This is a genomic window from Sphingomonas phoenicis (genome assembly GCF_047238005.1).
GTDB lineage: Bacteria > Pseudomonadota > Alphaproteobacteria > Sphingomonadales > Sphingomonadaceae > Sphingomonas.
Map to the genome: position 1 here is coordinate 3,301,638 of NZ_JBDFMC010000002.1, position 11,701 is coordinate 3,313,338.

Consider the following 11,701-nt stretch of genomic DNA (forward strand, 5'->3'; position numbering starts at 1 on the left):
TACCGATCGATAACCAATCGCAGCGACGAGCGCCACAATGGACCGTGCGGCCGCAGCCCCGGCGTTGCCAGCGCCCCGACGGCGCGGTAATCCGCCGGTACCGCCCGCCCCGCGGATCATCCATCGCACGCAGGTACCTGCCCGACCATGTCCTTTTCCGAGAAGATCGGGCGGTTCCGGCCCGACAATCCTGCGCCCCTCTATCTACAGTTGCAGCAGCTGTTGCGCGACGCAGTGCAGCGGCAGCTGCTGACCACCGACGAGGCGATCCCGGCGGAGCGCGATCTGGCGATCGAGTACGACGTGTCGCGGATCACGGTGCGCAAGGCGATCGGCACGCTGGTGGAGGAGGGGCTGCTGACCCGGCGTCGGGGAGCGGGCACGTTCGTGGCGGGGCGGGTGGAGAAGATTTTCTCGCGCCTGTCGTCCTTTTCGGAGGACATGCTGTCGCGCGGGCGCCAGCCGTCGAGCCAGTGGATCACCCGCGCCGCCGGCACGGTGACGCCGGAAGAGGCGATGGCGCTGGGCCTGTCGCCCGGCGCGGCGGTGTTCCGGTTCCAGCGCATCCGCTTTGCCGACGACGTGCCGATGGCGCTGGAATTCTCGACCATCGAGGGTCGCTGCCTGACCGGGGTGGAGGCGGTCGACACGTCGCTGTACGAGGCGCTCGACCGCGCCGGCAACCGTCCGGTGCGCGCGTTGCAGCGGCTGCGCGCGGTGCCGTTCCGCGGCGAGCATGCACGGATGCTGGGCGTCGACACCGGCGCACCGGGGCTGCTGATCGAGCGGCGCGGGTTCCTGCGCGACGGGCGGGTGGTGGAGTTCACCCAGTCCTTCTATCGCGGTGACGCCTATGACTTCGTCGCGGAACTGAGCGACCTGTAGCGGGCGGCATCAGCGCGGCGTCAGGAACGCTCCGACGCCGGCGATCGCCAGCCGGTCGGCCGGAACGGCGGTGGCGGCGAAGGTGAGGCGCAGGTAGCGGACGGCGCGGGGCGTGGTGAAGTCCAGCCGCTGCGTCGCCAGCGCATAGGCGATGTTGGGCAGCTCGCCCGCGCCCGCCGGCTGCCACGATCGACCGTCGACGCTGGTCTCCGTGACATAGCCGCGCGGCGGCGCCGAGCCGGCGGAGGTGTGGCGCGCCGGCGTCAGGCTGAACCCGGCGAGTTGCCGTGCCGTGACGAGGTCGATGGTGACCCGGGCGGGGCGGCCGGGGACCGGCGCAGGCTGGACCCAGAGGGTGGCGGCGTCGCCGTCGAGCAGCCGCTCCGCCCCCGGTGCGCTGGCCGCGACGATGCGCCAGCCGCCGGTCGCGAGCACGGTGGGATCGGAGGAGACGATCGCGGGAACGGGTGCCGGCGCCACCGCCAGGAACAGGGCGACCTCCGCGATCGCGGGACAGACGGGCGCATCGAGGATGACCAGCCGGACGCGGCGGGCGAGGACGGGCGCGTCCAGCCGGATGATGCGCTGCGCGCCGATACCGGTCTTTTCGGCCAGGCGGCGCCAGCGGCCCTCGACCTCCGCCTCCACCGCGAAGCGGGTGACGCGTACGCCCAGCGGCAGATATTCGCGCAGGCGGATCAGGTCGAAACGGCGGCCGGGCGGCAGATCGAGCGTCAGCGTCGGCGTGGCGATGCCGTCGGGCGACGACCAATAGGTGTCCCGGTCGCCGTCCAGCACGCGGGCCGGCTGGAAGGCGGGGCCGCGGACGTGGCTGGCGGTCGCCACCGCCCCTTGCGCGAGATCGGTCGCGAAGCTGGCGCGGATCGCGTCGCCGAAGCTCTGCAGGATGCGGACGTCCTGATCGGGGATGCGGCCGCGCCGGTCGGGCGGGATGTTGAGGTTCATGGTGGTGCCGCGCGCGACCGAGGTGTCGAAGAAGCGGACGAGGTTGTCGGGGCTGCGGACGCGGGCGTCCTCGTCGGCGTGGTAGAACCAGCCTGGACGGATCGAGGTGTTGGTCTCCGCCGGCCACCACAGGGGACCGCCACGCACGCCGCTGTTCCCTTCCGCCTGGACATAGGGATGGTCCGGCATGGTCGGCCAGCAGGGGTCGCCGGCGATCCCGTCCTCGTTGCCGACCCAGCGGATGTCGGCGCCGAGCGGATCGAAGGTGCAGGCCATCGGCTGGTGCCGATGGACGAGCGCGATCATCGATGGCCAGTCGTAATAGGCGGGCGCGTCGATCCGGCGCGTCTCGCGCGCGCCGCCGTAGAACCCGTCGCCACCGTTGGCGCCGTCGAACCAGAACTCGAACAGCTCGCCATAGCCGGTGCACAGCTCGACGATCTGGCGGCGGAAATAATTGATATAGCCCGGCCGGCCGTATTCGGCGTGATTGCGGTCCCAGGGGGACAGGTAGATGCCGAAGGCGATGCCGCCGCGCCGGCACGCCGCCGCCATCTCGCCCACGATATCGCCCTTGCCGCCGCGATAGGGCGAGTTGCGGATGCAGTGCTCGGTCAGCATCGTCGGCCACAGGCAGAAGCCGTCGTGATGCTTGGCGGTAAGGATCAGCCCCTTCAGATTTCCCGCCTTCGCCGCGGCGACGATCTGGTCGGCGGAGAAATCAGTGGGATCGAAGCGGCGGGGATCCTCGTCGCCATAGCCCCATTCCTTGTCGGTGAAGGTGTTCATCGAGAAGTGCACGAAGGCGTATTGCTCGCGGGCGTGCCAGCGCCACTGACGGGGGCTGGGCACCGCGCCGAAGGGGGCGGGTGCATCGTCGATGCGGGCAGCGAGGGCCGGCGACAGCGGCGTCGCGAGGCCGGCGGCGAGCACCATGCGGCGATCGAGTGTCATGCGGGCTTTCCAAAAGAGGGCGGACGATCGGCGCGCGCCCGGCCGAAGGCGCGGTTGGGCGCGGCGCCCATGCGGAACGAGAGGGTGCCGCCACGGATCAGGTCGGCATGGCCGATCCAGCTTTTCGTCCACGGCCGGCCGCGCCAGCGCACCGACTGGATGTAGGGGCGGTCGGGGCCGTTGCCCTCCGCCTCGATCACCAGCCGCCGACCGTCGCCGACGCGCAGCTCGGCCCGGTCGAACAGCGGCGAGCCGAACACCCACGCCGCCTCGACCGGATCGACCGGGTAGAGGCCGAGGGCGGACATCACGAACCACGCGCTCATCTGGCCGCAATCGTCGTTGCCGATGATGCCGTCGGGTGCGGCCCTGTACATCTCGGTCAGCAGCCGGCGGACCATCGCCTGCGTCTTCCACGGCGCACCGGCATAGGCATAGAGATAGGGTGCGTGCTGGTCGGGCTCGTTGCCGTGCGCATATTGACCGACCAGCCCGGCGATGTCGGGCGGCGCGTCGGCGGGCAGGGTGGACGGCGCGGCGAACAGCGCGTCCAGCCGCCCCTCGAACGCGGCATCGCCGCCCAGATGCGCGATCAGGCCATAGATGTCGTGCTGGTTCAGGAACGTCGCCTGCCAGCCGTTCGCCTCGGTATAGTCGCGCCACCCCGGCCGGGGCATGTGACCCAGCTGGACCGGGTCGTAGGGGTGCCACCAGCTGCCGTCGGCGAAGCGGGGGCGGGCGTACCCGATGCGCGGGTCGATCACGTTGCGCCAGTTGCCCGACCGTTTCAGCAGGCGTGCGGCGGCCGCCTGCTGACCGGCGGCGCGGGCGAGCCGGGCGGACGCCCAGTCGTCATAGGCATATTCCTGCGTCCGGCTGACGCTTTCAAATATGCGGTCGGCGGGCACATAGCCCATGGCGTCGTAGAGGTCGCGGCCGAGGCTGTTATCCTTGTCGGGGGCGGCGAAGTCGAAGCTGCGCCGGGCGATGGCGGGCCATGCGGCGGCATAGTCGGCGACGATCCCCTTCGCCTGCGCCTCCGCGAGAGGAGCGACGCCGTGCCAGCCGATCATCGTGCCGGTTTCGACACCCTGCAGCGGCCAGACGAGCGGGCCGAAGGGCGAGTGCGCGGTCTGGCGGATCATGTCGTCGACCAGGCTCTTCACCCGGTCGGGGGCGATCAGCGTCAGGAGCGGATAGAGGGCTCGATAGGTGTCCCACAGCGAGTAGCTGCTGTACGCCGCGCCGCCCGCGGGTACGCGGCGGACCTGCCGGTCGAGCCCGACATAGCGCCCGTCGACATCGGAGAAGAGCGTCGGCGCGACCTGCGCATGGTACAGTGCGGAGGCCATGATCGTCCGCTGGTCGGCAGTGCCGCCAGTGACGCGGATCGCCGCCAGGCTGTCCGTCCAGCGCGCGGCGGCGGCACGGCGGACCCGGTCGAAATCCCAGTGATCCGCCTCCGCCGCCAGATTGGCGCGCGCGCCGGCGACATCGACCGCAGAGATGCCGCAGCGGATCAGCAGGGGGGCGCCGCCCGCCTCGTCGAAGTGCAGCGCCGCCTTCACGCGCCGGCCGGCGACGCTGACGGCCCCGGCGGGCCGGAGCGCATCGTCATCGCCGTAGAAGTCGATGCGTGTGGGCCGGCGGGACAGCTGGAGGGCGAAGTGGATGCGCCGCCCCCTGGCCCAGCGGTGCACCCGGCGGGCGCCGGTGATCGTGCCGTCGGCATCGACCGCGATATGTGCATCGTCGATCAGCGGCGCGGCATCGGACCGGTCGAGGACGAGGTGGGACAGGTCGATCAGGATGTGCGCCGCGCCGGCGGGAAAACGGTAGCGATGCCAGCCCGTCCGCTCGGTCGCAGTCAGTTCGGCGGCGACGCCGCTTTCCAGCAGGACGCGGTAGTAACCGGGCTCCGCCGCCTCTCCCGAGTAGCGCTGGCGGTATCCGGCATCGGGATCGGCCAGCGGACCGGGCGTCAGCTTCACCGGCCCGCGGGTCGGCACCACCAGCACGTCGAGCATGTCGCCGATGCCGGTGCCGGACAGGTGGGTGTGCGAGAAGCCCATGATCGAGCCGTCGCCGTGGTGATATCCCGAACAGGTGTCCCATCGCTCCACATCCGTATCGGGCGACAGCTGGACCATGCCGAACGGCACCGTCGCACCCGGATAGGTGTGGCCGTCGCCGCCGGTGCCGATGAACGGGTCCGCGCGGGCGGGCGGCGCGGCGATGGCAGGCAGCGGGAACAGCGCGAACGCGGCGGTGCCGCCCAGCAATTGGCGGCGATCGGGCGTCACCATGGTTCCTTCAACAAGTGCGGCCGCGTGGCGGCGAGGTGGACGACCAGTTCGCCAAACAGCCCGTTGGCCCAGGCGAACCAGCGGCGGGTGAAGGTGGCGGGATCGTCGCGGTCGAACGCCTCGTGGATGAAGCCGGTGCCGGCATGTGTGGCCATCAGCGTCCGCAGGCAGGTGCGAATGGTCGCGTCGTCGCGGGCGGACAGGGCGCGGACGATCAGCGACATCGGCCAGATCTGGCCGGACCCGACATGGGGGCCGCCGATTCCCTCGCCGGCGCGCCCGCGGAAGAACCAGGGGTTGGCGGGGCTCCACGCCGCTGCCTCGGTCCGGCGCCAGCGTGCGTCATCGGGCGCGACGCAGCCGAGATAACCGAGCCCGGACAGCGACGGTACGTTGGCGTCGTCCATGAAGACGGCATTGCCGTAGCCGTCGACCTCGTACGCCCAGACCTCCTGACCCGAGGACAGGCGCATCAGGCCGTGGCGGGCAAGCGCGGCGGCGACCTCGTCCGCGAGCGCGGTCGCGTCAGCGGCGAGGGCGGTGTCGCCGCACGCCTGATAGGCGACGATGGCAAGTTCGCGCAACGTCGTCACCGCGAACAGATTGGCGGGCACGAACAGCGGATAGAGACACGCATCGTCCGACGGGCGGAAGCCGGAGTGGATCAGGCCGACCGGACGGGTGGGGTTGCCGGTGCCCCACAGCAGCGTCTCGGTCGGCTGCGGCGCGGCGCGGCGGAAGCGATAGGGGCTCGTGCCGGACGTGCGCTGTTCGGTGCGGAAGGTGCGGACGATGGCGCGGGCGCTTTCCGCCCAGGTCGCATCGAAGGGGACGGGATCGCGCGTCGCCGTCCAATAGCCATGGGCGAGCCGGAGCGCGTAGCAGAGCGAGTCGACCTCCCATTTCCGTTCGGCGACGCCGGGGCGCATGTCCGTCTCGTCGTGCAGCGCCCAGCGGAGATCGGTCTTCGCGGCGAAATCCTGCATGAAGGCGTTGGCATAGGGATCGATCAGGATCGATCGGGCGTGGCGGGCGATCAGGCCGCGGAACAGGTCGCGCAGGCGGGGATCGTCACGGACGAGGTGAAGATAGGGCTTCAGTTGAGCCGCGGAGTCGCGCAGCCACAGGCAGGGGATGTCGCCGGTGATGACGAAGGCGTCGCGCCGGGGGCCGGTCTCCACCGACAGGACGGTGGTGTCGAGCGTGTTGGGATAGCAGTTCGTGAACAGCCAGCGCAGTTCCGGCGACGCGATCAGCGCGCCGATCCGGTCGATCTCCCGCTCGACGGCCGGCGAGACGAAGCGGCGATCGGCCGGGAGCGGCCGCCGCGAGGGCAAGCCGGGTCCTGCCCGGACCGGCAGCGCGACAGCCGCGCCGGCCGCGGCGATCAGGGTGCGGCGATCGATCAACGGGGCAGTTCCAGCGGGTCGCCGGTGACGGTGAAGCCGGTCCAGACGCCGGGCGCGTCGCCGGGCTGGCCGCCGCCGATCCACAGCCGGTACGCGCCCGGCAGCACGCGGCGGACGCCGGCCCGATCGACGCTGCTCATCGCGCGCGGATCGATGGTGAAGCGGGCGATGCCGTCCCTGCCGGGTGCGAGCGCGAGCCGGCGGAACCCGACGAGCTGGTGCTGCAGCACCGGGTCGGTCAGATTGCCGGCGCGTCCCGCATCGGGCGGCAGGAGATACGCCTGTACCACTTCGTCGCCTGCCCGACCGCCAGCGTTGCGGACGGTGACCGCGACCGGCAGCGAGCGTCCCGCGGGGATGGTAGCGGCGTCGACGCGCGGGGCGGCATAGGTGAAGCTCGTGTAGGAGAGGCCGTGGCCGAAGCGCCAGGCGGGCGTGCCGGTGAAATAGCGATAGGTCCGCTCCTTCATCCCGTAATCGACGAAGGCCGGCAGGTCCGAGACGGTGCGGTAGACGGTGACCGGCAGTCGCCCGGACGGATTGACGTCACCGGCCAGCACGCGGGCGAGCGCGGTGCCGCCTTCCACGCCCGGATACCAGAGCTGGAGCACGGCGGCGGGCTCGACATCGCCGATCGACACCGCGCTGCCCGCGGCGATCGCGACCACCAGCGGCTTGCCGGTGGCGGCGAGCGCCTTCAGCAGCCGGCGCTGCGGATCGGGCAGGACGATGTCGGTACGATCGCCGCCCGTGAAGCCGGGCACGGCGAGCTTCAGCGCCTCTCCCTCCAGATCCGGCGACAGGCCGACGACCGCGACGATCACCTCGGCATCGCGGACGGCGGCCAGCGCCTCGGCCAGCTGGATCTCCGGCGGCGCGATCCAGCGCAGGCGCAGGCCCTCGTCGCCACCCTTGTGATCCAGGGTCAGGCTGATGGCCACCGGCGCGGTGGCGTCGATCGCCGTTTCCAGCACCTCGCCGATGGTGCCGTCGATCACGGTGCGGCCTTCGATCGACAGCGTGACGCGATCGTGCGGCGGACAGCGGTGCCAGCAGGCCGGACCGTCGACCGCGAGCCGGTAGCGGCCGGGGCCGGGCGGTACGAAGCTTCCCGTCCAGGTGGCGGTGAAGGGCGCGGTTCGGGTGAAGTTGAAATCGATGCGGCGATCGATGCGGCGCGTCACCCGACCGGCGGTGTCGCGGATCTCGGCCCGCAGGCCGGGCGTGGTGCCGGTCCGCAGCGCGGTTTCGGGAACGACCACCGGCGCGTCCTCGGCAAGGGTCGACCCCTGGGCGTAGGCGACCGGGCCGAAACGGCGGCGCAGCCCCTCAAGCGGAGTGACGGGACGGATCGCGGTGCCGTGGTAGTTGCCCTCGACCACCGACAGATCGTCGGCATTGGCGCCGATCACCGCGATGCGCTTGCCGGCCAGCGGCAGGGTGGCGGCGCGGTTATCGAGCAGGACGATCGACCGCTCCGCCGCAACCTGCGCAAGGGCGCGATGCGCGGGTGCGCCGACGGCATCGGGACGGATGCGGTCCCAGCGGGAGGGCAGGGCGATCGCGCGCCGCAACGCCATCGCCCGCGCGAAGGCGGTATCGAGAGTCGCACGGTCGACCAGCCCGCGGCGCACCGCCTCCGGCAGGGCGGCGTAGGTGGAGCCGCAGTTCAAATCGGTCCCGCCCTTCAGCGCGGCGGCGGCGGCGTGGGCGGCATCGGGCGCGGCGAAGTGGAACAGGTGGATGTTGGCGACGGCGTCGCAGTCCGACACGGTCAGCCCGTCGAAGCCCCAGTCGCCGCGCAGCCGGTCGATCATCAGCGCACGATCGGCGCAGACCGGCGTGCCGTGGATCGCGTTATAGGCGCACATCAGCGACAGCGGCCGTGCCTCTGTCACGACGGCGCGGAAGGCGGGGAGGTAGGTCGCCTCCAGATCGTGCGGGCTGACGTTCACCGAAAAGCTGTCGCGCCCCGCCTCCGGCCCCGAATGGACGGCGAGGTGCTTGGGCGTGGCCACCGTCTTCGGCACGGCACGGTCGGGGCCCTGCAGGCCGCCGACGAACGCCACCGCGAGCCGGCCGGTCAGATAGGGATCCTCGCCATAGGTTTCCTGGCCGCGGCCCCAGCGGGGATCGCGGAAGATGTTGATGTTGGGCGACCAGATCGTCAGCCCCTGATACATGTCGGACCCGGCGGCGCCGCGGCGGCGCGCGTTCCATTTGGCGCGCGCCTCGGTCGCGACGACATCGCCGATGCGGGCGAGCAGCGCCTCGTCCCAGGTGGCGGCGAGGCCGATCGCCTGCGGGAAGACCGTCGCCTCGCCGTTGCGGGCCAGGCCGTGCAGCCCCTCATTCCACCAGTCATAGGCGGGCAGGCCCAGGGCAGGATCGGCGGGGGCGGCGTTCTGGAGCTGGGCGGCCTCCTGGTCCGGCGTCGGCGGTGCGGGAGCCCGCGCCGGCAGTGCGGTGGGCAACAGCGCCGCGGCGATGGCGAGGCAGCGGATCATGCGCCCGCGTGACGCCGTCCGCCGGAACGCCGGCCGGATCGATGCCATCCCCGCCTCCTTCATCCCCCGGCTCCTTCCATCAAGGTATTTAATTGGTATGTTGGTCGCGGACGGCTTGCGCGTCCAGCCCTTTCTCTAGCACCACGGCGTCGAAGGAGTGTCACGATGAGGTCTGTGCTGCTGGAGATCTGCGTCGAGGATCTGGCGGGAGTCGAGGCGGCGAAGGCCGGTGGCGCCGACCGGGTCGAACTCTGCGCCGCACTGGCCGTGGGGGGGCTGACCCCGTCCGCGGCATTGACCGCGGCGGCCGTGAAGACCGGGCTGCCGGTGCACGCGATGGTCCGGCCGCGACCGGGCGACTTTGTCTGCGACGACGCCGTGCTGGCGCTGATGGCGGACGAGATCGCGCGCCTGCGCGACCTGGGCGTCGCCGGCGTGGTCGTCGGCGCGACCCATGCGAATGGTTCGCTCGACGAGCGCGCGCTGGTACGGCTGCGCGAGGCGGCGGCCGGGCTGCACATCGTCCTGCACCGCGCGATCGATCTGGCGCCGGATCCCGTCGCAGCGGTGCGACTGGCGGTCGCGCTGGGGTATGATCATGTGCTGAGTTCGGGTGGTGCCGCTTCGGCACCGGCGGGGGCGGCGATGCTGCGGGCGATGGTCGACGCGGCGGACGGCCGGCTGGAAGTGATCGCCGGTGCCGGGGTGCGGTGCGGGAACGTCGCGGCGCTGGTCGCGGCGACCGGGGTGGGCGCAGTGCATTCCTCCGCATCGATCGCGAGCGAATGGCCGGACCCGCGGATTGCGGCACTGGGGTTCGGGCCGGCGCAGCGACTGACGACCGACCGAGAGGCCGTCTCGATGCTGGTGGCCGCCCTATCCCGACCGGCGGCACCGCGCGCGGGTGCCTGAGCGAGATTGGTATTGTTCCTGCCCGGCAGCCATGCCAGCCTCGGCCGGCATGCAGGAGGAACGATGACGCAATCGCGCAGGCAGATGCTGTCGACGATGCTGGCGGGTGGCGGCGGGATCGCGCTGGCGGCGGGGACGGAGGCGGCCGTTGCCGCGAAGGCGGTGATGGTGTCGACCTGGGATTTCGGCGCGGCGGCCAATGCGGCGGGCGTGGCGCGGATGCGCGGCGGCGGATCGCTGCTGGACGCGGTGGAGGCGGCGGGGCGGGTGCCGGAGGCGGACCCGGCAAACCACTCGGTCGGCTATTCCGGCTATCCTGACCGGGACGGGCGGGTGACGCTGGATGCGGTCATCATGGACGATGGCGGACAGGTGGGGGCGGTCGCCGCGCTGGAGGACACGGTCCATGCCGTGTCGGTGGCGCGGGCGGTGATGGAGAAGACGCCGCACGTCATGCTGGTCGGCGAGGGGGCGACCCGCTTCGCACGGGAACAGGGGTTCGCACGCCGCAACCTGCTGACGCCGGAGGCGGAGGCGGCGTGGCGTGCGTGGCTGAAGACGGCGGACTATCGCCCGCGCGCCAACAGCGAGAACGATGTCGCCCCGCGCACCGCCACCCCCGGCGGGGCGCTGGATCACGATACGATCGGCATCCTGGCGCGGGACGAGCGCGGGCGGATGGCGGGCGCGTGCACGACATCGGGAATGGCGTTCAAGATGCACGGGCGGGTGGGCGACTCGCCGATGGTCGGTGCGGGCCTGTATGTCGAGCGCGGGGTCGGCGGCGCCACCGCCACCGGCGTCGGCGAGGAAGTGGTGCGGATCGCGGGCACCGCGCGGGTGGTGGCGGGGATGCGGCACGGCCTGTCGCCGATGGCGGCGTGCGAGGAGGCGGTACGCCATATCGCGTCGCTTCGCGGCGATGCGATCCGGGGGACGCAGGTCGGATTCCTGGCGCTGGACGTGCATGGGCGGGTGGGGGCGTTCTGCCTGCTGCCCGGCTTCACCTATGCCGTCACCGACGCCGCCGGCACGACCGTCGTCCGCCCCGCGGCCGCTCTGTTCCGCCAGTGAGGTGCCATCCTGCCGGCCGCCGCTAAGCGCCGGAACAGGAACCGTTCTTTCCGGTTCTGCCACTTATGAGCAGCACGGCCAAACGCGACGATCCCGCCCTGTGGGCCAAGGTCAAGGACGAGGTCACGGCGGGTGACAAGGGCGGCGAGAAGGGCGAGTGGTCCGCCCGCAAGGCGCAGCTCGCGGTTGCCGAGTACAAGAAGCGTGGCGGCGGGTACGAGGGCAAGAAGGACCCGCACAACTCGCTCCACGAATGGACCGAGGAGAAGTGGGGGACCAGGTCCGGCAAGCCGAGCGGAGAGACGCACGAGCGGTACCTACCCAAGGCGGCGCGCGAGCATCTGTCGAAGGCGGATTACGCCCGCACCACGGCGAAGAAGCGGGCGGACACGAAGAAGGGCAGGCAGTTCTCTGCCCAGCCCGACGACGTGGCGGCGCGAACGAGGCAGTACCGGGATCACCGCACCAAGGCGGAACTGTACGAACAGGCGAAGAAGCGGAAAATCCCCGGCCGGTCCGGGATGTCGAAGGCGGCGCTGATCAAGGCGCTGGAGGATTAGGTAGGTGGGCTTGCACTCCGTCGACGTGGTCGGCGCGGTTGAGTTGGACGGGCTTTAGAGTGGCATTCATCCGGGATGAAGCGCCACCTTGGCGAAGGCCGGGGTCCCGCGGCAGCGACGGGCGCTGC

General features: G+C 71.5%; 8 protein-coding genes. 4 read left to right on the top strand and 4 right to left on the bottom strand.

The genetic code is table 11. From position 1 onward, the window contains the following. The first annotated feature begins 147 nt into the window (after positions 1-147). On the top strand, positions 148-885 hold the full coding sequence (locus tag ABC319_RS16595; RefSeq protein WP_413071285.1) for a GntR family transcriptional regulator: 738 nt from the start codon (positions 148-150) through the stop codon (positions 883-885). A gap of 9 nt (positions 886-894) precedes the next feature. Here ABC319_RS16595 and ABC319_RS16600 read toward each other — a convergent pair whose 3' ends face one another. Genes ABC319_RS16600 through ABC319_RS16615 form a run of 4 tightly spaced genes read right to left on the bottom strand, consistent with a single transcriptional unit; the run spans position 895 to position 9,075 of the window. After that, positions 895-2,805, bottom strand: a complete 1,911-nt coding sequence (locus ABC319_RS16600; protein ID WP_413071286.1) for an alpha-L-fucosidase — start codon at positions 2,803-2,805, stop codon at positions 895-897. Next, entirely contained in the window at positions 2,802-5,111 is a 2,310-nt protein-coding gene (locus ABC319_RS16605) for a GH92 family glycosyl hydrolase (RefSeq protein WP_413071287.1), read from the bottom strand. Before ABC319_RS16605 ends, ABC319_RS16600 begins: the two co-directional genes overlap by 4 nt. Further along, positions 5,105-6,520, bottom strand: a complete 1,416-nt coding sequence (locus ABC319_RS16610; protein ID WP_413071288.1) for a glycoside hydrolase family 125 protein — start codon at positions 6,518-6,520, stop codon at positions 5,105-5,107. The genes ABC319_RS16605 and ABC319_RS16610 overlap by 7 nt, the downstream gene beginning before the upstream one ends. After that, positions 6,517-9,075, bottom strand: coding sequence for a glycoside hydrolase family 3 C-terminal domain-containing protein (locus tag ABC319_RS16615; RefSeq protein ID WP_413071289.1), 2,559 nt, complete (start codon positions 9,073-9,075; stop codon positions 6,517-6,519). Before ABC319_RS16615 ends, ABC319_RS16610 begins: the two co-directional genes overlap by 4 nt. Before the next feature lie 117 nt (positions 9,076-9,192). Between ABC319_RS16615 and ABC319_RS16620 the strand changes: the two genes are divergently transcribed. The 3 genes from ABC319_RS16620 to ABC319_RS16630 all read left to right on the top strand — a co-directional run bounded on the left by ABC319_RS16620 (position 9,193) and on the right by ABC319_RS16630 (position 11,573). Continuing rightward, complete coding sequence (locus tag ABC319_RS16620) at positions 9,193-9,939, top strand: copper homeostasis protein CutC (protein ID WP_413071290.1); 747 nt, start codon at positions 9,193-9,195, stop codon at positions 9,937-9,939. A gap of 63 nt (positions 9,940-10,002) precedes the next feature. Next, positions 10,003-11,013, top strand: a complete 1,011-nt coding sequence (locus ABC319_RS16625; RefSeq protein ID WP_413071291.1) for a glycosylasparaginase — start codon at positions 10,003-10,005, stop codon at positions 11,011-11,013. Between the two features lie 65 nt (positions 11,014-11,078). Then, positions 11,079-11,573 (top strand): hypothetical protein, encoded by a 495-nt coding sequence (locus tag ABC319_RS16630; RefSeq protein WP_413071292.1) that lies wholly within the window; start codon positions 11,079-11,081, stop codon positions 11,571-11,573. Positions 11,574-11,701: the final 128 nt, after the last annotated feature.

Coding starts and splice junctions, on each gene's coding strand:
- ABC319_RS16595 (WP_413071285.1), top strand. CDS start 148: ATGTCCTTTTCCGAGAAGATCGGGCGGTTCCGGCCCGACAATCCTGCG.
- ABC319_RS16620 (WP_413071290.1), top strand. CDS start 9,193: ATGAGGTCTGTGCTGCTGGAGATCTGCGTCGAGGATCTGGCGGGAGTC.
- ABC319_RS16615 (WP_413071289.1), bottom strand. CDS start 9,075: ATGGCATCGATCCGGCCGGCGTTCCGGCGGACGGCGTCACGCGGGCGC.
- ABC319_RS16625 (WP_413071291.1), top strand. CDS start 10,003: ATGACGCAATCGCGCAGGCAGATGCTGTCGACGATGCTGGCGGGTGGC.
- ABC319_RS16630 (WP_413071292.1), top strand. CDS start 11,079: ATGAGCAGCACGGCCAAACGCGACGATCCCGCCCTGTGGGCCAAGGTC.
- ABC319_RS16605 (WP_413071287.1), bottom strand. CDS start 5,111: ATGGTGACGCCCGATCGCCGCCAATTGCTGGGCGGCACCGCCGCGTTC.
- ABC319_RS16600 (WP_413071286.1), bottom strand. CDS start 2,805: ATGACACTCGATCGCCGCATGGTGCTCGCCGCCGGCCTCGCGACGCCG.